This window comes from Amycolatopsis sp. NPDC088138, assembly GCF_044741685.1.
Classification (GTDB): domain Bacteria; phylum Actinomycetota; class Actinomycetes; order Mycobacteriales; family Pseudonocardiaceae; genus Amycolatopsis.
This window is the reverse complement of record NZ_JBIUTB010000002.1, coordinates 1,134,598-1,159,464: the sequence shown is the minus strand read 5'-3', so window position 1 is coordinate 1,159,464 and position 24,867 is coordinate 1,134,598. Positions and strand designations below refer to the sequence as shown.

At 70.6% G+C, this 24,867-nt stretch carries 25 protein-coding genes; 10 read left to right on the top strand and 15 right to left on the bottom strand.

Annotation, left to right across the window (positions count from 1 at the left end; translation table 11 throughout):
- Positions 1-71: 71 nt before the first annotated feature.
- A complete protein-coding gene (locus ACIOD2_RS13025) occupies positions 72-947 on the top strand; it encodes a MurR/RpiR family transcriptional regulator (protein WP_400537241.1) in 876 nt (291 codons plus the stop codon).
- A gap of 1 nt (position 948) precedes the next feature.
- Here ACIOD2_RS13025 and ACIOD2_RS13020 read toward each other — a convergent pair whose 3' ends face one another.
- The 7 genes from ACIOD2_RS13020 to ACIOD2_RS12990 are packed head-to-tail and all read right to left on the bottom strand — an operon-like array spanning position 949 to position 7,948.
- Positions 949-1,476: a hypothetical protein gene (locus ACIOD2_RS13020; protein ID WP_400537239.1), complete on the bottom strand. Its 528-nt coding sequence runs from the start codon at positions 1,474-1,476 to the stop codon at positions 949-951.
- A gap of 45 nt (positions 1,477-1,521) precedes the next feature.
- Positions 1,522-1,656, bottom strand: a complete 135-nt coding sequence (locus ACIOD2_RS13015) for a hypothetical protein (protein WP_400537237.1) — start codon at positions 1,654-1,656, stop codon at positions 1,522-1,524.
- A gap of 49 nt (positions 1,657-1,705) precedes the next feature.
- On the bottom strand, positions 1,706-3,439 hold the full coding sequence (locus tag ACIOD2_RS13010) for a beta-galactosidase family protein (RefSeq protein WP_400537235.1): 1,734 nt from the start codon (positions 3,437-3,439) through the stop codon (positions 1,706-1,708).
- Entirely contained in the window at positions 3,432-4,892 is a 1,461-nt protein-coding gene (locus ACIOD2_RS13005; protein WP_400537233.1) for an alpha-N-arabinofuranosidase, read from the bottom strand. The genes ACIOD2_RS13010 and ACIOD2_RS13005 overlap by 8 nt, the downstream gene beginning before the upstream one ends.
- Entirely contained in the window at positions 4,889-6,226 is a 1,338-nt protein-coding gene (locus tag ACIOD2_RS13000; protein ID WP_400537231.1) for an ABC transporter substrate-binding protein, read from the bottom strand. The genes ACIOD2_RS13005 and ACIOD2_RS13000 overlap by 4 nt, the downstream gene beginning before the upstream one ends.
- A 34-nt stretch (positions 6,227-6,260) precedes the next feature.
- Positions 6,261-7,124: a carbohydrate ABC transporter permease gene (locus ACIOD2_RS12995; protein WP_400537229.1), complete on the bottom strand. Its 864-nt coding sequence runs from the start codon at positions 7,122-7,124 to the stop codon at positions 6,261-6,263.
- A complete protein-coding gene (locus ACIOD2_RS12990) occupies positions 7,124-7,948 on the bottom strand; it encodes a carbohydrate ABC transporter permease (RefSeq protein WP_400538034.1) in 825 nt (274 codons plus the stop codon). Before ACIOD2_RS12990 ends, ACIOD2_RS12995 begins: the two co-directional genes overlap by 1 nt.
- Before the next feature lie 206 nt (positions 7,949-8,154).
- On the opposite strand from ACIOD2_RS12990, the gene ACIOD2_RS12985 reads away from it, so the two are divergent.
- Both ACIOD2_RS12985 and ACIOD2_RS12980 read left to right on the top strand, forming a co-directional pair.
- Positions 8,155-9,141 (top strand): LacI family DNA-binding transcriptional regulator, encoded by a 987-nt coding sequence (locus ACIOD2_RS12985; protein ID WP_400538032.1) that lies wholly within the window; start codon positions 8,155-8,157, stop codon positions 9,139-9,141.
- Positions 9,142-9,283: 142 nt separating this feature from the next.
- Positions 9,284-9,466, top strand: coding sequence for a hypothetical protein (locus ACIOD2_RS12980; RefSeq protein WP_400537227.1), 183 nt, complete (start codon positions 9,284-9,286; stop codon positions 9,464-9,466).
- Here the strand turns inward: ACIOD2_RS12980 and ACIOD2_RS12975 are convergent.
- Positions 9,463-10,086 (bottom strand): DsbA family oxidoreductase, encoded by a 624-nt coding sequence (locus ACIOD2_RS12975; protein ID WP_400538030.1) that lies wholly within the window; start codon positions 10,084-10,086, stop codon positions 9,463-9,465. The genes ACIOD2_RS12980 and ACIOD2_RS12975 overlap by 4 nt on opposite strands.
- A 601-nt stretch (positions 10,087-10,687) precedes the next feature.
- Between ACIOD2_RS12975 and ACIOD2_RS12970 the strand changes: the two genes are divergently transcribed.
- Positions 10,688-11,695 carry an ABC transporter substrate-binding protein gene (locus ACIOD2_RS12970; protein ID WP_400538028.1) on the top strand — a complete coding sequence of 336 codons (1,008 nt, stop codon included), beginning with the start codon at positions 10,688-10,690 and terminating at the stop codon, positions 11,693-11,695.
- A 93-nt stretch (positions 11,696-11,788) separates the two neighbouring features.
- On the opposite strand, the gene mdlC is transcribed toward ACIOD2_RS12970, so the two are convergent.
- The gene (gene mdlC / locus ACIOD2_RS12965; RefSeq protein ID WP_400537225.1) at positions 11,789-13,375 is read right to left on the bottom strand and encodes a benzoylformate decarboxylase; all 1,587 of its coding nucleotides are present in this window, start codon (positions 13,373-13,375) and stop codon (positions 11,789-11,791) included.
- 138 nt (positions 13,376-13,513) lie between these two features.
- Between mdlC and ACIOD2_RS12960 the strand changes: the two genes are divergently transcribed.
- Together ACIOD2_RS12960 and ACIOD2_RS12955 are read left to right on the top strand one after the other, a co-directional pair.
- On the top strand, positions 13,514-14,101 hold the full coding sequence (locus ACIOD2_RS12960) for a QsdR family transcriptional regulator (RefSeq protein WP_323333726.1): 588 nt from the start codon (positions 13,514-13,516) through the stop codon (positions 14,099-14,101).
- Between the two features lie 630 nt (positions 14,102-14,731).
- Complete coding sequence (locus ACIOD2_RS12955; protein ID WP_400537223.1) at positions 14,732-15,667, top strand: alpha/beta hydrolase family protein; 936 nt, start codon at positions 14,732-14,734, stop codon at positions 15,665-15,667.
- 22 nt (positions 15,668-15,689) lie between these two features.
- Here the strand turns inward: ACIOD2_RS12955 and ACIOD2_RS12950 are convergent, their stop codons facing one another.
- Positions 15,690-16,535: a helix-turn-helix transcriptional regulator gene (locus tag ACIOD2_RS12950; RefSeq protein WP_400537221.1), complete on the bottom strand. Its 846-nt coding sequence runs from the start codon at positions 16,533-16,535 to the stop codon at positions 15,690-15,692.
- 100 nt (positions 16,536-16,635) lie between these two features.
- On the opposite strand from ACIOD2_RS12950, the gene ACIOD2_RS12945 reads away from it, so the two are divergent.
- Positions 16,636-17,478, top strand: coding sequence for an aldo/keto reductase (locus ACIOD2_RS12945; RefSeq protein WP_400537219.1), 843 nt, complete (start codon positions 16,636-16,638; stop codon positions 17,476-17,478).
- On the opposite strand, the gene ACIOD2_RS12940 is transcribed toward ACIOD2_RS12945, so the two are convergent.
- Positions 17,465-18,433, bottom strand: coding sequence for an NAD(P)-dependent alcohol dehydrogenase (locus tag ACIOD2_RS12940; protein WP_400537217.1), 969 nt, complete (start codon positions 18,431-18,433; stop codon positions 17,465-17,467). The two genes, ACIOD2_RS12945 and ACIOD2_RS12940, sit on opposite strands and share 14 nt — an antisense overlap.
- A gap of 98 nt (positions 18,434-18,531) precedes the next feature.
- Between ACIOD2_RS12940 and ACIOD2_RS12935 the strand changes: the two genes are divergently transcribed.
- Together ACIOD2_RS12935 and ACIOD2_RS12930 are read left to right on the top strand one after the other, a co-directional pair.
- Positions 18,532-19,203: a TetR/AcrR family transcriptional regulator gene (locus ACIOD2_RS12935; RefSeq protein ID WP_400537215.1), complete on the top strand. Its 672-nt coding sequence runs from the start codon at positions 18,532-18,534 to the stop codon at positions 19,201-19,203.
- A gap of 82 nt (positions 19,204-19,285) precedes the next feature.
- Positions 19,286-20,287 (top strand): LLM class flavin-dependent oxidoreductase, encoded by a 1,002-nt coding sequence (locus tag ACIOD2_RS12930; protein ID WP_400537213.1) that lies wholly within the window; start codon positions 19,286-19,288, stop codon positions 20,285-20,287.
- Between the two features lie 60 nt (positions 20,288-20,347).
- Here the strand turns inward: ACIOD2_RS12930 and ACIOD2_RS12925 are convergent, their stop codons facing one another.
- The 4 genes from ACIOD2_RS12925 to sigK form a co-directional block, all read right to left on the bottom strand.
- Positions 20,348-21,019: a fasciclin domain-containing protein gene (locus ACIOD2_RS12925; RefSeq protein WP_400537211.1), complete on the bottom strand. Its 672-nt coding sequence runs from the start codon at positions 21,017-21,019 to the stop codon at positions 20,348-20,350.
- A gap of 104 nt (positions 21,020-21,123) precedes the next feature.
- Positions 21,124-22,704, bottom strand: coding sequence for a molybdopterin-dependent oxidoreductase (locus ACIOD2_RS12920; RefSeq protein ID WP_400537209.1), 1,581 nt, complete (start codon positions 22,702-22,704; stop codon positions 21,124-21,126).
- Positions 22,705-22,737: 33 nt separating this feature from the next.
- A complete protein-coding gene (locus ACIOD2_RS12915) occupies positions 22,738-23,460 on the bottom strand; it encodes an anti-sigma factor domain-containing protein (protein WP_400537207.1) in 723 nt (240 codons plus the stop codon).
- Positions 23,457-24,053: an ECF RNA polymerase sigma factor SigK gene (gene sigK, locus ACIOD2_RS12910; protein ID WP_400537205.1), complete on the bottom strand. Its 597-nt coding sequence runs from the start codon at positions 24,051-24,053 to the stop codon at positions 23,457-23,459. The genes ACIOD2_RS12915 and sigK overlap by 4 nt, the downstream gene beginning before the upstream one ends.
- A 390-nt stretch (positions 24,054-24,443) precedes the next feature.
- On the opposite strand from sigK, the gene ACIOD2_RS12905 reads away from it, so the two are divergent.
- Positions 24,444-24,857: an SsgA family sporulation/cell division regulator gene (locus ACIOD2_RS12905; RefSeq protein ID WP_400537203.1), complete on the top strand. Its 414-nt coding sequence runs from the start codon at positions 24,444-24,446 to the stop codon at positions 24,855-24,857.
- The last annotated feature ends 10 nt before the right edge of the window (positions 24,858-24,867 follow it).

The following is a 24,867-nucleotide window of genomic DNA, read 5'->3' as shown; positions in this document are numbered from 1 at the left end:
CAGCAGATCTGCAACGTTCTTTGCATGTGTGCACCCTGCGTTACGGTGGCGCGGTCAAGGGAGGGGCTCAGGTGGCGGAGACCGACGACGGTTTCGAGGGATGGCTCCGGGACCGGCTGCCGGAGCGGGGGCTGCGGCCGAAGTCGGCGGCGGTGCTCGACGTGCTGGTGACCCAGCCGAGGCGGGCGTCGTTCGGCTCGACGGCCGAGCTGGCCCAGCTCGCCGGCGTCAACATCGCGACGGTGACCCGCACGGCCCAGGCGCTGGGCTTCGCCGGCTGGCCGGCGTTGCAGCAGGAGCTGCGGGCGCGGTACCTGTCGTCGCTGAGCGCGCCGCAGGTCGCCGAGGAACACCGCGGCGTCGACTCGCCGGGCTCGGCGTCCCTGAGCCGCGACCTCGACAGCCTCGCCCTGCTCAACCGCCGGATCGACGAGGAGCTGATCCGCGAGGTCGCCCGGGCGATCGCGGCGGCCCGCCGGACCGTGGTGATCGCCGACGGCAGCTACGCGGCGGTCGGCATCGCGTTCGCGCACAACGCGCGTCTCGCGGGCTACGACGTCCACGCGGTGACGGCGGGCGACGCGGAACTGGCCAACACGACGGCCAAGCTGACCGGCGAAGACGTGCTGGTGGCGATCAGCTTCTGGCGCCTGTACGAGAGCACGGTCCTGGCGGCGGAGGAAGCGAAGAGCCGGGGCGCGCGGGTCTTCGCCGTCACGGACGCGGCCAGCCCGTCGCTGGCCGGCGCGGCGGAGAGCGTGCTGCTGGTACCGGCCGAGGGCGTCACGTTCTTCCCGTCCCTGACCGCGGGCATGGCCCTGGTCCAGGCGATCGTCGCCCAGCTGGCCGCGGTGGACCCGGCCCGCACGGGCAAGTCCATCGAGGCGGCGGAGGCGATGTGGTCCCGCTTCGACCTCCTGCACCGGCGCCCCTCCGGAAAACCCTGACTCAGGCTTCGAGGTCTTCGAGGTCTTCGAGGTCTTCGAGCAGGGCCCGTGCTTCGAGGTCGCCCCACGCCGACGCGTGCGCCAGGACGTCACCGGCCTCGTCCGGCCGTCCTCGCACCACCAGGAATTGCCCCAGCTCGTACCCCCAGCCCGGTTCGTCGTTCTCCTTCGCCAGCCGGAACTCACGCTCGGCGGCCAGTTCGACGGACCTCCGGTGCGCCTCCTCGGCTTCGACCAGGTTTCCCCGCGCCGCGAGCACGCCGTACGTGCTCGGCCGGCGCTCGTCGAGGTGCTCGCGAGCGAGCCGCTCGGCGGTGTCGACGTCCGCGAGATCCTCCAGGTACGGGTGGACGAGGTTGCCGGCGGCCGGCGTATCCCCGGCTCGGACCGCCGCGGTCAGCACTGCGATCGCGTCGTCGAACCGCTCCTGCCCGCGCAGGAACACCCCGAAGTCGTTGGCGGCTTCGCCGTCCCCGGTCGCGAGCGCAGTCCGGTACGCCGACTCGGCGATTCCGGCGTGCCCGGCCAACCGCGTCTCGCCGCGGTCACGAGCACCTCCTCGGCCGCTTCGCAGTCACCGGTCTCCAGCAGGGTGAAAGCCAGCAGACGCGACGCCGGCGGCCACCGCCTCCCGCAGCAGCGGGAGGGCTTCTTCGTGGCGGTCGTCGTCGCGCAGCCGGGCGCCGCGGTCGGTCAGCGATGGGGTCACCACGCCAGTGGACCGGCCGGCCGGTCCCGCCGCCACCGAATTTCCCCGCTCACGCTTCGGTGTGCCCCAGCAGTGGCCGCGGCACGAACCTGGCCGCCGGGTCCAGCAACGTGTCCAGTTCCAAAACCGCCAGCTCGTTGGCCCCCGCCCGGACGACCGGCCGCGGCACGTACAGCGTCCGCTGCGGCCCGCGCCGCCAGTAGCGGCCCAGTGGGAAACCGTTGAACCACGCCATTCCCTTGCCCCACTCGCCGGTGTCCAGGAACAGGTCGGCCGGCGCGGAGACGTCCACCGAAGCGCGCAGCAGCACCGGACCGGCCACCGGCCCCACGACCTGCGAGGAACGCCCAGTAGGCAGCGTGGCCAGGTCGATCGGCAGCACCTCCCAGCCGAGCAACGGCGAGCCGTCCACCGACGCGCCGCCGATGATGCCCTTCGGCTCGCCGATGCGCGGGCCGTAGTCGACGCGGCCCTCGTCCTCGACCAGCACCAGCAGCTCACCAGGACCGCCCGGCAGCGGGAGGGCGCGCTCGTGGTGCTCCCGCAGCAGCGTGCCGACGCGGACGCCGTCCAGGAACACCGTCGCGCGGTCGCGGACCTCGCCGAACACCAGCACCCCCGGCCCGTCGACCCAGGTCCGCAGCAACGCCAGCCGCGGCATCGGGGACAGGTCGTCGAACACCGGCAGCTCGTCGAAGGACCGCCACGTGCCCCAGCGCTCCGGGGCGTCGAGCAACGGCACCGGGGCACCCAGCACCGCCGACGGCGTCGGCGCGGGCCGTGCCGGGGGCGGGACCGTGTCGGGCACCTTGTGGTAGCGGGCGATCACCTCCCGGAACGCGTGGTACTTCGGCGTCGGGTCGCCGCCTTCGTCCAGCGGCGCGTCGTAGTCGTAGGACGTGACGATCGGCTGGTAGACGCCCTTGTCGTTGGCCCCGCTGGTGAGCCCGAAGTTGGTGCCGCCGTGGAACATGTACAGGTTGACCGACGCGCCCGCGGCGAGCAGTGTGTCCAGCTCCGCCGCGGCGTCGGCGGCCGACGTCGTGTGGTGGTGGGCGCCCCAGTTGTCGAACCAGCCGTTCCAGAACTCGCTGCACATCAGCGGCCCGGTCGGCTGGTGCTCGCGCAGAAGAGCCAGCCGCGCCGCCGCGCCGGAGCCGAACGACGCCGTCCGGTGCAGCCCGTCCAGACCGCCGACTTCGAGCATGTCCGGCTGGTCCACTGTGGTCAGTGGCACGGTCACCCCGGCCGAACGCGTGTACTCGGCCAGCGCTTGAAGGTACCGCTTGTCGTCGCCAAACGCGCCGTACTCGTTCTCGACCTGCACCAGCAGCACCGGCCCGCCGCGGTCGACCTGGTGCGGCACGACGACCTCGAACACCCGCGTCAGGTACTCCCGCACGGCCGCGAGGTACCGCGGCTCGAACTGGCGAACGCCCACCTCGGGATCGCGGAACAGCCACGCCGGCAGGCCGCCGTTGTCCCACTCCGCGCAGATGTACGGACCGGGCCGCACGATCGCGTACATCCCGGCGTCGGCGATCAGCCGCAGGAACCGGTCGAGGTCGAGCCCGCCGGTGACGTCGAAGGTGCCGGGTTCGGGCGCGTGCGCGTTCCACGGCACGTACGTCTCGATGGTGTTGAGCCCCATCCGCCGCGCCTTGTCGATCCGGTCGGCCCACAGGTCCGGGTGCACCCGGAAGTAGTGCAGCGCGCCGGACAGGATCCGGAACGGGCGGCCGTCGAGCAGGAAGTCGGTGTCCCCGATGGCGAACTCAGGCATCCGGGGCCGCCAGCCGGAGCACGGACCAGGACCGCGGGGGCAGCGTCACGGTGATGGTGGTTCCTTTCGCGTCGGACGTCGCGGCGGCACCGGGCAAGGGCACCGGCCCCGCCTCGGAAAGGGTTTCGGCGGCGGCCACCTCGAACCGCGCGCCGCGGAGCCGGATCTCGACGTCAGTGCCGGCAATAGGGGCACGATTCGTGAGGAACACTGCGCCGGCGGACCCGTCGAGAGTCGCGGCGACGTCGACGAGGTCGACCTCACCGTGCCGAGCGGTGCGGATCCGCTCGCCCTCGAAGCCGAGCCGGAGGCTGACACCCCGAGCCAGCGACGAAACGAGCCGGAACGGGTGGAACGTCGGCTGCCGCCACGCCGCGCCGCCGGGCTCGGTGCGGATCGGCGCGATGACGTTCACCAGCTGCGCCTGGTTGGCCATCGTGACCCGGTCGACGTTGCGCAGCAACGCACTCAGCAGCGAGCCGACGACCACCGCGTCTGTCAGGGTGTAGGTCTCCTCCAGCAACCGCGGGTGCTCCGGCCACCCACTCGCGACGAGCTCGGGCTGTTCGGTCGAGTTCCAGCGGCGCTGGTCCCAGACGTTCCACTCGTCGACGCTGATCCCGACCTCGAGCCCCAGTTCGTCGATGATGCCCGCGGCCGTCCGGATGTAGGCGTCCAGCGCCGACGCGCTCGCGAGGTAGCTGCCGGTGTCGCCGTCGTGTTCCTGGTAGTAGGCGTGCAGCGAGATGTGGTCGACGAGCCCGGCCGTGTGCCGCAGCACCGTGCGTTCCCACTCGCCGAACGTCGGCATCTCGGCGTTCGAACTCCCGGCGACGACCAGCTCGACGTCCGGGTCGATCATCCGCATCACCCGCGCGGTCTCCGCGGCCAGCCGGCCGTACTCGTCGGCGGTCTTGTGCCCGATCTGCCACGGGCCGTCCATCTCGTTGCCCAGGCACCACAAGCGGAAGCCGAACGGGCGGTCGGCGCCGTTCGCGCGCCGCCGCTCGCTCAGCTCGGTGCCGCCGGGGTGGTTGCAGTACTCGAGGACGTCGGCGGCCTCCTGGACGCCGCGGGTGCCGAGGTTGACCGCGTACATCACCTCGACGTCCGCGGCGTCGGCCCACGCGGCGAACTCGTGCAGCCCGAACCGGTTGGACTCCACGCTGTGCCAGGCCGGGTCGAGCCGGACCGGCCGCTCGGGCCCGACCCCGTCCTCCCAGCGGTACGCCGAGACGAAGTTGCCACCGGGGTAGCGGACCACCGTCGGCCCGAGTTCCCGGACCAGCTCCAGCACGTCACCCCGGAACCCGCGACCGTCCGAAGTGGAGTGTCCCGGTTCGTGGATCCCGGTGTACACCGCCCGGCCCAGGTGCTCGACGAACGAACCGAACAGGCGACGCGGGACGGGACCGACGGCCTCACCCACGGAACCCTCGATCCGGACGCTCATCCCGCGCTGACCGTGAAACCCTGCTGGTTGCCGTAGTCGACCAGCGCCTTCTGCCACGCGGCCAGCCCGGCGTCGAGGCTGGTGCCGTTCAGGTAGGCCTGGCCGACGGTGTCGGTGAAGACGCTGTTGGCGTAGGTCTGGTACGGCAGGTAGCTCCAGCCCTTCGCGACGTCCTTCGACGCCTGCGTCAGTACCTGGTTGACCTTCTGCCCGCCGAAGTACGGCACGGCCTCGTCGACGAACGCGGGCGAGCTCAGGTCGGCCGTGGTGGCCGGGAAACCACCGCTTTCGATGAACGGCTTCACGCCGTTGCCGTGGTTGAGCCAGCGCACGAACGCCGCGGCCAGCGCCGGGTTCTTGCTCTGCTTGAGCACCGACTGCGTGCTGCCGCCGTTCTCCGCGGTGACCGGCTGCCCGTCGTAGGTCGGCATCGGCGCCACCGCCCACTTCCCGGCGCCGCCGGGCACCGAGGACTTGAAGTTGCCGGGCATCCAGGCGCCGGTGACCAGGGTGGCGATGGTGCCGTCGCCCAGCGCGCGGAACCAGTCGTCGGACCACTCCTTGACCGGGGCGAGCAGCTTGCCCTGAACCAGCTGGTTCCACAGCGTGGTCCACTTCTTCGAGCCCGCGTCCGCCAGGTTGATCTTCACGTTCCGGCCGTCCGCGGTGAACGGGTGCCCGCCCGCCTGCCAGATCATGCTCAGCGCGAAGCCGGGGTCACCGGTGTCGGACGTGATGTACTTCGACGGGTCGGCCGCGTGCAGCTTCTTGGCCGCGGCGACGTACTCGTCCCACGTCTTCGGCACGGTGATGGCGTTCTTGTCGAAGACCTCCTTGTTGTAGAACAAGGCCATCGGGCCGGAGTCCTGCGGCAGGCCGTAGAGCCCGTTGTTGCTCTTGACCTGAGCCCACGTCGAGGCGCTGTAGTCCTTTTCGAACGACTGGAAGCCGAACTGGCCGAGGTCGGCGAGCGAGTCGGTCAGCGCGAACTGCGGCAGGGCGTAGTACTCGACCTGCGCGACGTCGGGGGCGCCGGAGCCGGCCTTGATCGCGTTCTGCAGCTTGGTGTACTCGTCCTTGTTCGTGCCCGCGTTGACGTAGTTGACCTTGACGTTCGGGAACTCCTTCTGGAACGCCGCGACCTGGTCCTTCGCCGACGGCGTCCAGCTCCAGTAGGTGATCTCCCCGCCGGCCTTGAGCGCGGCGTCGACGGAGTCCTGGGTGCCGGTCGCGGCGGCGGGCCCGGAGGAGCTTCCGGACGAGCAGCCCACGGCCAGCAGGGCGGCCAGCGCGACGGCGCCGAACGCCTTGGCGCGACTACGGATGCGTGACATCGGGTGTCCCTTCACGACGGTGTGACGGTTGTGCTCATTGCTTGACGCTGCCCGCGCTGAGACCGGACTGCCAGAAGCGTTGCAGGAGAAGGAAAGCGACCACGAGCGGGATGATGGTGAGCAAAGAGCCGGTGAGCACCAGGTTGAACACCGGCCGCGCGCCGGCGCCCGAAGCCTGCGCGCTCCACTGGTTCAGCCCGACGGTCAGCGGGTACCACTTGGGTTCGCTGAGCATGATCAGGGGCAGGAAGTAGTTGTTCCAGGTGGACACCATCGTGAACAGCGCGACGGTGACGATGCCGGGGACGAGCTGCCGCAGCGTCACCGTGAAGAAGATCCGCAGCTCGCCCGCGCCGTCGATCCGCGCCGCCTCCATCAGCTCGTCGGGGATGGCGTCGGTGGCGTACACCCAGATCAGGTAGAGGCCGAACGGGCTGATCAGCGACGGGATGATGATGGCCAGCGGGGTGTTCGTCAGGCCGAGCTTGCTGAACATCAGGAACGTCGGCACCGCGAGGGCCGTGCCCGGCACCGCCACCGCGCCGAGGACGACGGCGAAGACCGCCTTGCGGCCGGGGAAGCGGTACTTGGCCATCCCGTAGCCGGCCGCGGTGGCGAGGATCGTCGCGCCGCCGGCCCCGACCCCGACGTAGAGCAGCGTGTTCCCCAGCCAGCGCAGGAAGATGCCGTTGTCGTAGGTGAACGTCTCGCCGATGTTGTCGAACAGCGCGAACGGGCCGCCGAACGCCAGGCCCGAACTGCTGAACAGCGCGTCCTGCGTCTTGGTCGCGTTGATCACCAGCCACAGCAGCGGGACCAGCGTGTAGAGCAGGTACAGCGCCATGACCGTGGTGAGCACGCGGGACCGCCGCGGCCGGGTCACCGAAACCGCCGTCATCACATCCCCTTCCGGGAGCCGCGCAGCTGCACGACGTAGGCGATGACGGCGGTGATCGCGCCCATCACGATCGCGACCGTGGCGGAGTAGTTGTACTGCTGCCCGCCGAAGGAGAGGTTGTAGGCGTACATGTTCGGCGTGTAGAACGTGCCGATCACGTTGGGCGCCAGCGTGCGCATGATGTTCGGCTCGTTGAACAGCTGGAAGCTGCCGATGATCGAGAAGATCGTGGCGATCACGATCGCGCCCCGCAGCGCCGGGAGCTTGATGCTCGAGATCGTGCGGAACGCGCCCGCGCCGTCGATCGCCGCGGCCTCGAACAGCTCCTTCGGGATCACCTTCAGCGAGGAGTAGAAGATGAGCATGTTGTAGCCCACGAACTCCCAGGTGACGACGTTGCCGATCGAGGCGAGCATCCAGTGGTCCGACAACGGTTTCACGACGTCGCGCCCGAGCAGGTGGTTCAGGTCCGCCGCGAGTCCGAAGTGGTCGCCGTAGATGAAGCCCCACATCAGTGCGGCGACCACGGCGGGCACGGCGTAGGGCAGGAAGATCACGATCCGGAAGAACCCGGCCGCGTGCAGCCGCGCGCTGTCGATCGCCAGCGCCGCGACCAGCGCGAGCAGCAGCATCACCGGCACCTGGACGGCGAGGAACAGCAGCACCCGCAGGAAGGACTCCCAGAACTTCGTGTCGGCGAGCACGTCGGCGTAGTTCGCGCCGCCCACGAACGTCGTCCCGCCGAAGAAGGCCTGGTCGCGGAAGAGGCTGAGCCCGAACGCGTAGGCGATCGGCGCGAGGAACGTCAGCGCGAACACGACCATGAACGGGGCGACGAAGAGCCAGCCACGCCACTGCCGCCGTCTCCGGCGAGTCAGTGGGGCCACTGTGGACGTCATCGTCCCTCCGGCGGGTTCGTGCTGATGTTTACGTCAACATGGACGACCGGAGGGTAACGTGTTGACGTAAACATGTCCAGGTAGCCAAGGAGTCACCCGTGTCGGCAGCATCCGCCCGCCGTGGACCGTCGATGGCGGACGTGGCCCGCGAGGCGGGCGTGTCGGGCCAGACGGTCTCCCGGGTGGCGAACGGCCGGACCAACGTCGACGACACGACGCGCGAGCGGGTCCTGGCCGCGATGCGCCGGGTCGGCTACCGGCCCAACAGCGCCGCCCGCGCGCTGCGCAACGGGAAGTTCCGCAGCATCGGCGTGATCATCTCGGCGCTGCCGACGTTCGGGAACAGCCGCACGCTCGACGCCATCGCCGCCGCGGTCGTCGCCGAAGGGTTCTCGATCATCCTGATGCCGGTGACGCGGCCGACGCAGGGTGAGGTCACCGGGGCGTTCGGCAAGCTCAACGAGCAGTCCGTCGACGGCGTCGTCATCCTCATCGAGCAGCACCAGCTCGACCAGAGCGAGATCGAGCTGCCGCACGGCCTGCCGGTGGTGGTGATCGACTCCAGCGCGCGGTACGACTACCCGGTCGTCGACACCGACCAGGCCGACGGCGCGGCGCAGGCGACCCGGCACCTGCTCGGCCTCGGGCACCACACGGTCTGGCACATCGCCGGCCCGCCGCAGTCCTACGCCGCCGAGCGGCGCCGGAAGTCGTGGCAGGCCACTTTGGAGGGTGCCGGCCGTCCGGTTCCCCCGATGTCGACCGGCGACTGGACCCCCGAGTCGGGCTACCGCGCGGGACAGCGGCTCGCGGCGGACCCCGCGGTGACGGCGGTGTTCGCGGCGAACGACCAGATGGCGCTCGGCCTGCTGCGCGCGTTGCACGAAGCCGGCCGCAGCGTGCCGGGCGAGGTGAGTGTCGTCGGGTTCGACGACATGGACGAGTCCGCCCACTTCTGGCCCCCGCTCACGACGATCCGGCAGTCGTTCGAGGCGGTCGGCCGCCACGCGGTGGCGGCCCTGCTCGCCGAGATCGCGGCCGACGTCGAAGCGGGCGCGCCGGTGACCGTCCCGACCGAACTGGTCGTCCGCGCCAGCACCGCACCGCCGCCGGAATAGTCCGGCTTCGAGACCTCGTTTGACCGCGGCGCCCAGGGGGAACTACTGGCCACCAGCCGGACGGCGATTCCGTTGTCCGGTAACGCAAATGCCGTAGTGGTTGGGACCATTCAGACGTGTCCCATCAAGAAACGAGGACGTCATGCTCGCCATCGTCGCCGCAGTGCTCTTCGGGCTCGCCCTGATCATGGAGCTCGCCGGGTTCGGTCTCGGCCCGATCATCACCACGAGCACCCTGACCACCGCCGGGCTGCTGTGCGTCGCACTGCACCTGGCCGGTGTCGCCACCGACCGGTCGCGCTTCAGCCGGCGTCGCCGCCGCTAACCGGCCGCGGGCTCCAATGCCCGGCGCAGCACCTGGGTGAAGACCTCCGGTGTCTGAGCGCCGGCGACCCCGAACCGGCTGTCGATCACGAAGAACGGCACCCCGGTCGCCCCGAGGGCCCGCGCCTGCTCACCGTCCGCCTCGACTTCGGCTTCGTAGGCGTCCGACGCGAGCACGGCGCGGGCCTCGTCGGCGTCCAGGCCCGCTTCGGCGGCCAGCTCGACGAGCGAGTCGCGGTCGAACAGCGAGCGCCGTTCGGTGAAGTGCGCGCGATAGAAGCGATCGACGACCTCGTCGGCCACGCCGCGCTCGGCGGCGAGGTGGACCAGGCGGTGCCCGTCGACCGTGTTTCCCATGTGGACACCGTCGAGGTGGTACTCGAGCCCGTCGGCCGCGGCGCGCTGTTCCATCTGCGCTTCCATCTCGTCGGCCTCTTCGAGCGTCCGGCCGTACTTCTCCGAGAGCAGCTCGCGGGTCGGCCGCGACGTCCCGCGCGGGAACGACGGGTCGAGCTGGAACGAGTGGTGCACCACCTCGACGTCCACGCCGAGCTCGGCCACGGCCTGCTCGAACCGGCGCTTGCCGAGGTAGCACCACGGGCAGACGAGATCGGACCAGATGTCGACGCGCACGACGCACTCCTTGATCGGGAACTCCCACCACCGTAACCACGGCGCGCCACGTACCTCAACGTAACCGTCGGCGACCTGCGGGGGACGTCCGCGCGTGTCCGAGTCGACAGCAAAGTGAAATAAGCGCGTTATTCGAGCGCCATCTCCGGCTTTTCGTCCGGAGCGTCTCGGGAAATCCGTCCCGTCCGGACAGTGGCTACCCAGGGTCCACAAGAGACCACGATGGGTGAGACCTTGCTCGCCTCCCCCGGGTGAGGGAGTGTCCTGAATGGTCGGCAGCGCCGAGATCCTGCTCACCCAGGCCAACTCCGCGGAGTTCGATCACCCGGAGCTTCTGACATCTCATATTCAAGATCTTGGTCCTACACTGGGTGAACTGCTACAACGACTGGAGTAACCGGTCTAGCCCAGAGAGCAAAAAAGTGACGCGTGTCACCCTCCTGAGTATTGATCCCACCCGTTGTGAGTGGGTGGTCACCGCCTCTACAGTGGCCCGCGTGACTCCCCCGAGAATGAGTCACGTACTCCCACCTGATTCGGTCCCCGAATCGACACTTTCTTCAAGGAGCAGGCCTTGCTTGGAAACGCCATGAGCGGTGGCCGGGTTCGCACTCGCCGCGCCGCGCTCGGGCTCGCCCTCACCGTCGCAGCTGCCACCGCCCTCACCGGCTGCAGCGCCCTCGGCTCGGACAGCTCGAACACCTCGTCGACAGGGGGCGGCCTGGAGAAGACGAAGATCAAGGTCGCGATCCTGCCCACCATCGACACCGCCCCGCTGTGGCTCGGCCAGGACGGCGGCTACTTCAAGGCCGAAGGCCTCGACGTGGAGGCCGTCCCGGCCGCGAGTGGCCAGGCGTCCATGACCAAGGCGATTTCCGGCGAGGTCGACATCGCGATCTCGAGCTACATGCCGTTCTTCGTCGCGAAGAGCACCGGCGCGGCCGACCTCCAGTTCGTCTCGGACGCGACGTCCATCAGCCCGAAGTCCTTCGCGATCGTCACCGTGCCGAACTCGCCGGTGAAGACGATCAAGGACCTCGAGGGCAAGCGGATCGCGATGACCGCCAAGAACACGGCGAGCGACCTGCTGGCCAAGTCCCTGATGAAGGACCACGGCGTTCCCATCGACAAGGTGAACTGGGTCTCGATCCCGTTCCCGAACGTCGCGGCGGCACTCTCGGGGGGTCAGGTCGACGCGGCACTGCTGCCCGAACCGTTCCTCTCGCAGGCCGCCAAGTCCGCGGGCGCGATCCCGGTGGTCGACGTCAACTCCGGCGCCACCCAGGACTTCCCGCTGTCGGGCTACGCCGCGACCAAGAAGTGGGTGCAGGCCAACCCGAAGACCCTCGCCGCCTTCCAGCGCGCGTTGGCGAAGGCCACCAGTGACACGGCTTCGGACCGGTCCAAGATCGAGCCGATCCTGGTCAAGTACGCCAAGATCGACGAAGGCACGGCGAAGCTGCTCAACCTCCCCGCCTTCACCGCGAAGCTGGACCCCCGGCGCCTCCAGCGCGTGCCCGACCTGATGCTCCAGATGGGCGCGATCACGTCCCCGGTGGACGCCGCGTCGATGATCGCCCCCCAGGCGACCAACTGAGGTAACGCGCACCCGCTCCAAAAATCGGCCGGCCTGGCCGGTTTCCTTCCCCTTCGGGAGGAAACCGGCCAGGCCGGCCCTTTTGTCTCGGTGTCAGTACAGCGACTTCTCCGCCGAGGTGACGCGGATGTGCACCAGCGTCGGGCGCTTGTCGTCCAGGGCCGCGGCGAGGCCGGCGGCCAGGCCCGACGGCTCGGTGATCGTCACGCTCTGGCAGCCCATGCTCGAGGCCAGCGCGGCGAAGTCGATGCCGCCCAGCGAGGTGCCCGGGAGCTTCCCGCCGTCGATCGACTCGCCGAAGATGCGGACCGCCGCGTACTCGGTGTTGTCGAGGATCACGATCGTCACCGGGAGCTCCTGGCGCGCGGCCGTCCACAGTGCCTGGATGCCGTACATGCTGGAGCCGTCGCCGACCACGCCGACGACCTTGCGGTCCGGCCGGGCGAGCGCCGCCCCGACCGCACCCGGGACGCCGTAACCGAGCGTGCCGCTGGAGACCGTCAGGAAACCCGTGTCGGTCGAGGTGATCGGCAGGTGCTCGTGCAGGACGCCGCGGTGGCTGGGCGCCTCCTCGACGACGATCGCGTTGTCCGGCAACAGATCCGCGAGTGTCGAGTAGACGAACTCGCCGGTCAGCTTCTCCCCGCTCGGCTTCACGGGCCGCGTGCGCGGCGACGGTGCGAGCCGCTCACCGGGAGCGACCGCGTCCAGCACGGCGCGGATGCCGAGCTTCAGCGTGGCGCGGATCCCGGTGCCTTCGGCGGCGCGCGCGAGGATCTGCTCGTCGTCGCTGAGGAGGAACAGCGGCGGCAGCGGAGCCTCACCCCGGCCGCGGTCGACGTGGTAGGTGAACGCGGGCGCGCCGAGCACGACGACGAGGTCGTACGGGGCCAGCTTGTCCGAGATCGAGCCGCGTTCGGGTTCGAGGAAGCCCTGGAAGAGGGCGTGGTTCTCGGGGAACGAGCACCGGGAGGACATCGGCGCGGCGAACACCCCGGCCTGGACCCGCTCGGCGAGCGCGACGGCCTCCTCGACGGCGGTGTCCTGGTCGACGGCGCTGCCGACGACGAACGCGGGCCGTTCGGCGGCGGCGAGCGCGGCGGCGAGCTCCTCGACCGCCTCGGGGTCCGGCGCGAAGCCGCGGATGCGCGGCCGGCTGACGATCGGGCGTTCGGTGGTGGCGGTCCAGTCGTCGGCCGGGACGGACACGAAGACCGGACCGGACGGTGCCTGCGTCGCAACCTGGTAAGCGCGGGCGATCGCGGCCGGGACGTCCTCGGCGGTGGCGGGCTCGATCGACCACTTCACGTACGGCTTGGGGAACTCGGCGGCGTCGATCGCGCCGAGGAAGGGATCGTGCGGGAGCAGCGCCCGGTTCTGCTGCCCCGCGACGATGATGAGCGGGGTCCGGTTGCGGTAGGCGGTGAAGAGGCTGCCGAGGCCGTGCCCGACGCCGCCCGCGGAGTGCAGGTTGACGAGCACGGCTTGACGGGTGGCTTGGGAGTAGGCGTCGGCCATCGCGACGACCGAGGCCTCCTGCAGCCCCAGGATGTAGTAGAAGTCGTCCGGCCAGTCGGCGAGGAAGGGCACCTCGGTGGTGCCGGGATTGCCGAATACTGTGGTGAGACCGAGTTCCCGGAGGAGCTCGCGGGTGGCGTCCAGCACCGTGCGCTTGATCATGCCGACAGAATAACGCTTAGCTTCGCGAAGGAAAGCCCCCAAAGGGCGGCTGAAGCCTCCGTCGCTCCCGGCCATGGTCCACAATGGACGGTCGATGCGGGACCGGAGCCGGGCGGGTGAGGCGCTAGGCTGCGCCCGGTGACTGTCTCGACCGACGACATCGTCCGGCACGCGGCCCGGCTCCTGTTCGCCGGCACCCGCCTCGACCTGGGCCGGATGGCGGCCGAGCTGGGGATCTCGCGCACGACGTTCTTCCGCCGCGTCGGCAACCGCGACGAGCTGATGGGCGCCGGCCTGCGGCTGCTGTCCGACCGGACCTGGCAGCAGGCACTCGACCGCTGGCACGCCGAACACGGCGACGCGGTCCGCGACCCGGCCGGGCGGCTGCGCTGCCTGTGGGTGATGGAGGACTACCGCCGCGAGGTCGCCGGCAACGAGGGCATGCGCAAGCTGTTCGAGACCGAGTCGACGGTCGCCCTGCGCGTGCTGACCGACCCGCGCGGAGGCGTCCAGCCCGCCCTGGTCGACGCCCACGTCGACCTGTTCCGCGCCGACGCCGAAGCCGCCGGGCTGACGCCGCTGGTCCCGCTGCCGGACCTGGCGTTCGCCGTGGTCCGGCTCGGTGAGTCGTTCCTGTATTCGGATGTGCTTGCGGCGCGGTCGGTGGAGCTGACCGTCGCGACCACCCTGCTCGACAAGCTGGTCCAAGGCGCCCTGGAGCGCTGAACCGGGATCGGCTGCCCCTCGCCCGAGCGCCCTGGCCCACGCGAACAAGTTGTGCACCGGCGGCGGGCAAGCGGCCTGCGGAAGCGGCGCGGTTGTGGCACCCCGGAAGCCGGTCGACCACGATCCGTGCGCGGACCGTCGCGACCACGCTGCTCGACAAGCTGGTCCAAGGCGCCTTGGCGCGCCGAGGGCGGCGAACCTGTTCCACGCTGGCGTCGATGGAGGATTTGGGACGCTGGGTGACCAGAATCCTCCATCGACGAACGCCGAGGGCCCCCGCAGGTGCCCCGGAAACTTCCGGGCGATGCCCCGTGACGGAAGCGCCGGCACGCGTGACGGAAGCGCCGACACACGTGATCGAGCAGTCGACACGCGTGATCGAAGGGTCGACACGGCGTGCCCGCCGGCCGGGGCCCGCACCGGGCCGTCAGTCATTCACCAGCAATCGGACACCCCTCACCCGTTCGGCCGTTGTGGAACATTTCGCCTAAGTGTTTCATGAGGCGACGGGAGCGACTACCCCCGCTTCCTCGCACGCGGCATGCGTTCCCTTGCCGTGCCACGGTTCCATCGGTCTGCCCGTCCGTATCCGGGCGTGCTTTTCGCCTGCCCGGGGAAAGAGAGCGATCCATGTCCGTACTCACCAGCCCGCCGACGTCGTCTGGCTCGGGTGAGAAAATCTCCGCCCGCCGCCACCACGGCTGGCGGGGCAAGGCCACCGCGGTGGTGGCCGCCGCGCTGGCGCTGGCCGCCGGTGTCGTCGCGCCGGCGACGGCCGCCGACAACCCCTACGAACGGGGTCCGGCACCGACCACGTCCAGCATCGAAGCCAGCCGCGGCAGCTTCGCGACCAGCACCACCACGGTGTCCCGGCTCGCGGTGTCCGGCTTCGGCGGCGGCACCATCTACTACCCGACCAGCACCACCGCCGGCACGTTCGGCGCGATCTCGATCGCCCCCGGCTTCACGGCCACCCAGTCGAGCATCTCCTGGCTGGGCCCGCGGCTCGCGTCGCAGGGTTTCGTGGTGTTCACGATCGACACGATCACCACGAGCGACCAGCCCGACAGCCGGGGCCGTCAGCTGCTGGCCTCGCTGGACTACCTGACCCAGCAGAGCTCGGTGCGGTCGCGGATCGACAGCAGCAGGCTCGGCGTCGTCGGCCACTCGATGGGCGGCGGCGGCACGCTGGAGGCAGCGCGCTCGCGGCCGTCCCTGCAGGCGGCCATCCCGTTGACCGGCTGGAACCTGACGAAGAGCTGGTCGACCGTGCGGGTACCCACGCTGGTCGTCGGGGCCCAGGCCGACACGGTCGCGCCGGTGGCGTCGCACTCGATCCCGTTCTACACGAGCCTGCCGTCCTCTTTGGACAAGGCGTACCTGGAACTGCGTGGTGCCAGCCACTTCGCGCCCAACTCGTCGAACACGACGATCGCGAAGTACACGCTGTCCTGGCTCAAGCGGTTCATCGACAACGACACCCGGTACGAGCAGTTCCTCTGCCCGATCCCGGGTACGAGCACGACGATCTCGGACTACCGGGGCAACTGCCCGCACTCGGGCTGAGCCCGGTTCGCCGGGCCCGCGGTCAGCGTCCCGCGGGCTCGGCGGCCCACTGCAGCAGGAACCGCAACGCGGCCTCCGAATCGGACCCGGGTTCGGCGGTGTAGGCCACCAGCCGCTGGCCCGGGTGCGTCTCCACCGAGAACTGCTGGACGTCCAGGGTGACCGCGCCCGCCACCGGGTGCACGTACGTCTTGGTCAGCTCCCGCGGCCCGCGCACCTGGTGGCTGCTCCACCACGACCGGAACTCCGCGTCCTTCAGCACCAGCTCCCCGACCAGCGCCGCCAGCACCGGGTCGGCCGGGTCGCGGCCCGCTTCCATCCGCAGCACCTCGACGCACGCCCGCGCCGCCCGCGGCCAGTCCGCGTAGCGGGAGCGGTACCCGGGATCGAGGAACGTCAGCCGGATCAGGTTGCGCTCGGCGGGCGGCAGCGCGCCGAAGTCGATCAGCAGCGCGACGGCCGCGCGGTTCCACGCCAGCACGTCCTGACGGCCGTTCAGCACCAGCGCCGGGATGTCCGGCATGCCGTCGAGCAGCCGCCGCAACGGGCCCGCGACCTGGTCGGCGGCCGGCGGGCGCGCCGGGGTGCGAGGCGCGACGTCGGCCAGGGTGAACAGGTACGCGCGCTCGTCCGCAGCGAGCCGGAGAGCGTCCGCGAGCGCGTCGAGGATCGTGCGCGACACCCGCCGCGTGCGGCCCTGCTCCAGCCGGACCACGTAGTCGGTGCTCACGTGCGCGAGCTGCGCCAGCTCCTCCCGCCGCAGGCCGGGCACCCGCCGCGGCCGGCCGTCGTCGGGCAGCCCCGCCCGCCGCGGGTCGAGCGCGGCGCGGCGGGCCCGCAGGAACTCGCCCAGTTCGGTGCCATCCATGCCTCCAGTCTCCGCTGCCCAGCGCCGTCCTGCCTGGTACGGACCTGCATAGGCAGATCCCTCCCTGGCCGGACCCGGCCGCCCGGCCGACGGTGGAGTCATGACCAGTCCACGAATCGGTTACGGAGCGATGCGCCTCACCGGCCCCGGCCACTGGGGCGACTACCCCGACCGGGAAGCCGGGATCAAGCTGCTGCGCCAGGTCGTCGACGCCGGGGTGACGCTGATCGACACCGCCGACGTCTACGGCCCGCACACCAACGAACTCCTGATCCGCGAGGCGCTGCACCCGTACCCGGAGCACCTGCTGATCGCGACCAAGGGCGGCTTCGTCCGCAGCGGCCCCGAGATCTCGACGATCGCCGCGCTCGGCCACCGCCAGTACCTGCGGCAGTCCGCGAAGCTGAGCGCGCGGCGCCTCGGCGTCGAGCGGATCGGCCTCTACTACCTGCACAGCGGCTACGCGCGGGACGCGTCGTTCGAAGAGCAGGTCGGCACCCTCGCCGAGCTGCGCTCGGAAGGAGTCATCGAGCAGATCGGCCTGTCGAACGTGACCCTCGAGCAGCTGCGGGCCGCCCAGGCGATCGTCGAGATCTCCGCCGTCACCGCGCACTACAACGTCGTTGACCGCCACGAACAGCCGCTGCTCGACGCCGCCACCGAGGCCGGTGCGGTCTTCGTCCCGTGGCAGCCGGTCTCGCTCAGCACGCCGGGAGAGCCGACCGACACGGCCGGGCCGGCGGCGGTCCGCCGGGCGCTCGAGCCGATCGCCGCCCGGCAGGGCGCGACCGTCTCCCAGGTCGCGCTGGCCTGGCTGCTCGACCGCTCGGCCGCCGTCCTGCCGATCCCCGGGACGACGTCGCTCGCGCACGTGCGGGAGAACCTCGCCGCGCAGGACGTCGTCCTGAGCCGCGAAGAGCTCGCGGCGATCACCGGGTTATGACGACCTTTCCCTTGGCGTGCCCCATTTCCTGGTAGGCGATGGCCTCGCGGAGGTCGTCGAACGGGTAGGTCCGGTCGATCACCGGGGTGACGGCGCCGGACTCGGCGTACCCGGCCAGCTCACCCAAAGCCGCCTTCTTGTCGCAGCCCACCGCGTCGGCGAGCACGACCCGCCGCCGCGCGAACGGCCCGGCGGCCAGCGCGGCGAACACGTGCCCGGCCGGCTGCACCCAGCGCCCGGCCGGGCCGCCGACGACGACGAAGGCGCCCGTCCGGTCCAGCAGGCGGCGGCACGCCGGGAGCGACCGGCGGCCCGCGATGTCCAGCACGACGTCGTAGCGGCGGCCGCTGCGCGTGAAGTCCTCCTTGCGGTAGTCGGTCACCTCGGTCGCGCCGAGCGAGCGGGCAAGCTCGACGTTGGCCGTGCCGCACACGGCGTCGGCCTGCGCGCCGAGCGCCTTGGCCAGCTGGACGGCGAAGGTGCCGACACCGCCGGAGGCGCCGTTGACCAGTACTTTCTGCCCGGCTTCCACCCCGCGCAGGGCGACCAGCGCGGTGACGGCCGCCATCGGCATCGCCGCCGCCTGCGCGTGGGACAGGTTCGCGGGTTTCGGGGCGAGCAGGTCTTCGGGAACGCTGACGTACTCGGCGTAAGCGCCGTGCGGCAGCAGCGCGTAGACGTCGTCCCCGGGCCGGAACGCCGTCACGCCCTCGCCGACCGCCTCGACCCGGCCGGCCAGGTCGCAACCGAGGATCGTGGCGTGCGGGCGGCGCGGGCCGCCGGGCATCAGGCGCGCGATCCGCGGCTCGCCGCGCATGTAGTGCCAGTCGTAGGGGTTCACGGAGGTCGCGAGCACCTGGACCAGCACCTCCCCGGCGGCGGGCACCGGGTCGGGGACGTCTTCGAAGGTCAGGCTCTCGGGTGGGCCGTACGCGTGCAGGACCAGCGCTTTCATGGCGTCTCCCCGGGTTCTTACGGCGTAAGTCGTACGTCGTAAGGCGACCGTACGCTGTAAGGCCGTTGATCGCCAGCCTTACCTTGTACGATCTTGCGGTGGCCACCGAAGCCGACCCGCGCCCGCGGACCCCGCTCAGCCGCGAGCGCGTGCTGCGTGCGGCGGTCGCACTGGCGGACGAGCACGGCCTGCGCGCGCTGACGATGCGGCGGCTCGCGGAGGAGCTCGGCGCCGAGGCGATGTCGCTCTACTACCACGTGGCCAAGAAGGAAGACGTGCTCGACGGCATCGTCGACGCGGTGGCCCAGGAGATCAACGAGGCCGTCGCGCGGGTCCACCCTCCGGAAGGCTGGAAAGCCGCGGTGCGGCAACGGATCCTGACCGCGCGCGAGGTGTTCCTCCGGCACCCCTGGGCGCCGGAGCTGTTCGAGACGCGCTCGTCGAAGAGCCTGGCGGTCCTGCGCTACTACGACGCCCTGGTCGGCCTGATGCGCGAGGGCGGTTTCTCGTACGACCTGGTCCACCACTCGCTGCACGCGCTGGGCAGCCGCGCGCTGGGGTTCTCGCAGGAGCTGTTCGACCCGTCCGAAAGCGCGGACGCGCCACCGGACGCGCTGGCGGAGCTGGCCGGGCAGCTGCCGAACCTGGTGGGCATGCTGAGCGAGATAGCCCACGACGACCCGGACTCGACCCTGGGCTGGTGCGACGACCAGGAGGAGTTCGAGTTCGGCCTGGACATCATCCTCGACGGCCTGGACCGCCTGCGCTAACGCGTCGCTCACCAGGTGGGACGACCGCGTCCAAGGGGCAGAATCGGGAGCGTCAACCCGTCCCGGATCGTGGAGGAAACCGGTGTCGCGACCACTGCGGAAGCTCGGCTTCCTGACCATCGGCCTGTTCGACGCGGCCGACCCGCGCCGGGGGCACGAGTCGACCCTCGAGATCATCGAGCTCGGGGAGCAGCTCGGCTTCGACAGCGCCTGGGTGCGGCACCGGCACCTGCAGTACGGCATCTCGTCGCCGGTCGCGGTGCTGGCCGCCGCTTCGCAGCGCACCAGCCGGATCCACCTCGGCACCGCCGTGATCCCGCTCGGCTGGGAGAACCCGCTGCGGCTCGCCGAGGACCTGGCCACCGTCGACCTGCTCTCGGGCGGGCGGCTCAACCCGGGACTGAGCGTCGGGCCGCCGATGCGCTGGGACGAGGTCAAGCCCGCGCTCTACCCGGACACCGCGGAGGCCGAAGACTTCAGCTACGAGCGTGTCCGGCGGCTGCTGGGCTTCGTGCGCGGCGAGCCGGCCACCGGGTTCAGCGGTACCGAGGGCTTCGAGGTGTTCTCCGACCGCGTCCAGCCGCAGGCGCCCGGGCTCGGCGACCGGCTCTGGTACGGCGGCGCGAGCCTGCGCTCGGCCCAGTGGGCCGGCGAGCACCGGATGAACTTCCTGACCAGCAGCGTGGTGAAGGCCGAAGAAGGCACCGACTTCGCCGACATCCAGCTCTCGCACATCCGGACCTTCCGCGCCGCCCACCCCGACGGCGAGCACGCGCGGGTCTCGCAGGGACTCGTCGTGGTCCCGACCGACAGCGCGACACCCGAGCAGCGCGCCAAGTACGAGGAGTTCGCCGCGAAACGGCTGCCGCGCACCCAAGCGCCGCAGGGGCCGGCGCGGATGCTGTTCTCCCCCGACTTCGTCGGCACCTCGGCCGAGATCGCCGAGCGGCTGCACGCTCACGCCGCGTTCCAGGAGATCGACGAGGTGGCCTTCGCGCTGCCGTTCACCTTCGAGCACGAGGACTACGTCCAGATCCTCACCGACATCGCGACGAAGCTCGGCCCGGAGCTGGGCCGTCCCTGAGACGCGGAAAGTCCACAGTGGCCTCAGAAGAGGCCACTGTGGACTGGTCCGGGAGCGGACTTACTTGTTGGTGCCCGGGGTCAGCACCTTGTCGATCACGAAGACCGTGGCGTTCTTGGTGGGGATGTTGCCGCACAGGATCTTCGCGCCGTTGACGGTCATGTTGTCACCGGTGCCCTCGATCTTCAGCGGGCCGCCCGCGGTGTTCAGCGAGTCCAGCGAACCGGCGGCGGCGAGGCCCTTGGCGTCGTAACGCTTGCCGACGACGTGGTACTGCAGGATCGGCGCCAGCTCGGCCGGCTTGCCCGCCAGCTCGTTGAACTTGGCGTCACCCAGCGCCGCGAAGGCCGGGTCGGCCGGGGCGAACACCGTGATGGCCGGCTGGCTGTTGAGCGTGTCCACCAGGTTGGTGGCCTTGACGGCCGCGACCAGCTTGGTCAGCAGCGGGTTGGTCGACGCGGCGGAGGCGACGGGCTGCGGGCCCATCGAGTCCAGCGAACCCGGGGCGGTGCCCTGCGGCAGCTGCGAGCAGGCCGGGCCGAAGACGTCGGCGTTGGTGGTCATGCCGTTCGAGGCGCCCTGGTCGGCGCTGGACGACGGGGCGGCCATCGAGGACGACGGCGCCGGGGCGCTGGAGCTGCCCGAGGAAGCGGTGTCGCTGCCGCTGCACGCGGTCAGCGACAGCGCGGCGACGGCGATGACGCCAATTCCTGCGACACGAAGCTTGGTCACGAAAATCACTCCAATAAGCGGCTTGGTCAGTTCATCCGAACTGTTTGTTGTGAGTCATTCGGGGCCGGACGGAAAACGGATTGGGTCCGATCGGGTGACACGGCTCACTGTGCGGTGAAAGCGATGCTGTGCCACCCGGTCGCGCCGTCGGGAACGGTTCCGGCGCGCATGTCGGTCTGGGTGTAGCCGGAATTGTCGGTCGCCCGGCAGACGACCTGGTGGCCGCCCGGGGTCGCGTCGAACTCGGCCCACCACATGCGCCACGTGTTGAGGTTGACCTGCTGGGTCAGCATGGCTTCGCGCCACGGCCCGTTGTCGATGCTCACTTCGACCTTTTCGAGGCCGGTGTGCTGCGCCCAGGCGATCCCGGCGATGCGGACCTTTCCGGACGGGACGGTTTCGAAACCCTTCGGGGTGTCGATCCGCGATTCCGTCTTGATCGGCGCTTCCTTGCTCCAGCCGCGTTTCAGCCAATAGGCCTGACGCGCGGCCCAGGTGGTCACCTCGAGATCGGTCACCCATTTTGTCGCCGACACGTAGCCGTACAACCCGGGAATCACCAGGCGGGCCGGAAAGCCGTGTTCGATCGGCAGCGGTTCGCCGTTCATCCCGATCGCGAGCATGGCGCCGCGGTCGCGGTCCATCGCGGCGGCGACCGGGCTGCCCGAGGTCCAGCCGTCCACGCTCGTCGAGTAGAGCTGTTCGGAACCGGGGCGCACCCCGGCCTCTTCGAGCAGGTCGGCCAGGTCGACGCCGATGAAGTTCGAAGTGGACACGTACGTCCCGCCGACCTCGTTGGACACGCACGTCATGGTGATGGTGCGTTCGACGAGCGGCCGGTTGCGGATGTCGCCGTAGCTGTAGGTCACCTCGCGGTCGACCATGCCGTGCAGCCGCAGGCTCCAGTCCTCGGTCCGCACCTGCGGCAGCGACAACGCCGTGTCCACGCGGTAGAAGTCGGAGTTGCGGGTGAGGAACGTCGGCGTCCCCAGCTTCGCGAAGTCGGCGTCCGCCGGGATCATCGGCGCGGTCCGGACCGGCACGAGCTTGCCGACCGCGGCCCGGGACGACGCGGCGTCGCGGCTGCCGGCCAGCAGCTGCCCGCCGACCCCGGCGAGCCCCGCGCCGACGACCACCCCGGCGCCGGCCAGCAGCACCGTCCGCCTCGACGAACCGCCGTCGGTCACGGTTGCGGCCGCGCCCCGCAGGGCCAGCCGGTGCAGGATGCCGAACGTCGCGACCCCGGCGATCAGGCTCGCCAGCGGTGCGAGCAACGCGACGGTGCTGAGGTCGGGGCGCTCGTAAACCGCGAAAAGACCGACGAGGCCGAACGCGGTGATCATCACGAGGCCCGGCCACGGCTTGCGCCGCGACACGAACCCCGCGACCGCCGACACGACCACCATCACCACGGCCATGCCGGACAGCAGCACGAGCTTGTCGTACGTGCCGAACGTGCGGACGGCGAAGTCCTTGAGCTGGATCGGGGTCAGGTCGATGGCGCCGTTGCCGACCGCGAGGTAGGGCGAGGCGTTGATCCCGACGAGCCCGGCGACGAGGTGTCCCGCCGCCAGGGCCGCCGCGAGCGCCAGTACACCCAGCACGACGGCCTGCCACCGGGGCAACCGGGGATCCGGCGCCTGGCCGGGGGCCGGGGCCGCCTCGGCGGCCGTGGACGTGCTCATGGGGTGCCCAATCTTGTTGTCACGTAAGGGGAATCAGGTCAGGGAGATCGTGCTGACGGGTGCCGTCGAGGGGGCCGCGGAACCGCCCGCGGGCTCGACGGTGATCCCGATGTGGTCGGTGCCCGGCGGGATCGCGGCGAGCATCGGGCGCATCTGGTGCGGCGACTCCGGCTGCATCAGCCCCGCCGACCGCGTGCCGTCGGCGCCGGTGAACCACACCTGGTAGGCGTGGCCCTTGTCCAGCGCCGGGAACCCGGAGGCGAGCAGGACGGCCTTGCCCTGGTCCCGCGACACCACGAGCGTCGCGCCGGCCAGGCCGGAACCCTTGAGCGTCGAGGCGTCCGGCGCGGTCAGCACCGAGTTGAGCGACGCCTGTTCCTGCTGGGCGGCGTCGAGCTGCCGGTCGCTGGCGGCGGTGTGCACGCCGAACACGACCGCGACCACGGCCGCCGCGGCGGCCCCGAACAGCGCGGCACGCACCTGCCAGGTCCGGGCCCGGCCGGGCACGGCGGCCGCCGTCACCCTGGGCGGCAGCTGGCGGGTGCGAGTCACCTCGGCCAGGACGCGGGCCCGCAGTTCGGCCGGCGGCTCGACCGCCTCGGCGGCGGCGAGCCGGGCGCCGGTGGCCCGCAGCTCCTCCACCTCCTGGCGGCACGCGGGGCACTCCCCCAGGTGCCGTTCGAACTCGGCACGCTCCACATCGGACACCGCGTCGAGCGCGTAGGCGCCGGTCAGCGTGTGCAGCTCGGCAGTCATCGATCCACCCCCAGGCAGTCACGCAGCCGGATGAGCCCGTCCCGGATCCGGGTCTTGACGGTGCCCGGTGCCACCTTCAGCACTTCGGCCACCTCGGGATAGGTGTAGCCGTTGTAGTACGCCAGCACGATGGACTCGCGCTGCAGCTCGGTCAGCGCGGACAGGCACTGCCGCACGCGTTCCTGGTCGAGACTGGCCATTGTGGACTCGGTGACCTCGTCGAACGGCCGTTGCACGTCCATCCGGCCGACCTTGTCCTCCCGGTCGAGCACGGCCTGGTGGGAGCGCACGCGGTCCACGGCCCGGCGGTGGGCGATCATCAGCACCCACGACAGCGCGCTGCCGCGCTCCGGGACGAACCTCGTGGCCTTGCGCCACACCTCCACCAGAACCTCCTGAGCCACTTCTTCGGCCTGCGCGTGGTTGCGCAGCACCCGCGTGGCCAAGCCCAGCACCGGACCCGCGATCAGGTCGTAGAGCGACGCGAACGCCGTCTCGTCCCCGGCCCCGACCCGGCGCAGCAGTTCTTCCGCACTGGCCGCGGCGACCGGAGCCTCTTCCGCATGCAGCCGCAGCCGCCCACGCTCACCCATCCCCGGCAACCTCCACGTCACCCACCAAGCCCTCCGGCTTGTACGGGGGATTCGCCGCCGGGGGCCGCGGCGGACTGGTCTGCGGGGTGAGGAGGTGGGGTGTCCCACCCGGGTGGGCCAAGTACGGGCCGGCGACCCATCCGCGGGTCCGGCGGCTCCGAATGCCTGGTGGCTCGTGCTCGGTCCGCTCTGACGGATTTGTGAAAGTCGCTCGGGATCCTTCACGTTAGAGCGTTACCGATTGCCCTTTTTTCACGCGCACGGTGACCTTTAGCACTTCTTGGTCCCTCTATGGAGTGAAACTATTTCGCATTGAGAAGGAGTTAACCTCACCATGGGTTATCTCCAGAGCAAGATCGACAGAACCGACGAGACGTGAGGGGCCACCCCATGGCCGAGCCGCACAGCGTGACCAGCACGAGCGTCGACTTCGCCCTCCGCACCTTCGGAGCGGGGCCGAGGCCGGTGCCGGCCGAGCTCGAGTACGACACCCGGGACCCGTACGCGGTCGCCGTCGTGCTCCACGCGGGGGTCAGTGCCGTCCGCTGGCTGTTCGGGCGCGACCTGCTCGCCGACGGCCTGCTCGCCCGCTGCGGCGACGGTGACGTGCGCATCGGGCCCGCCGGCAACCCCGAGCTGGTCACCGTGGAGCTGACCTCCCCGGACGGCGCCGCCGTCCTGGAGGCGCCCGCGAAGGAGATCGCCGCCTTCCTGGACACGACGTACGAGGTCATCCCAGCCGGCAGCGAGAGCGACTGGTTCGACTTCGACACCGAACTCGAGAAGCTCTCTTACCAAGACTGAGTACCTTCGC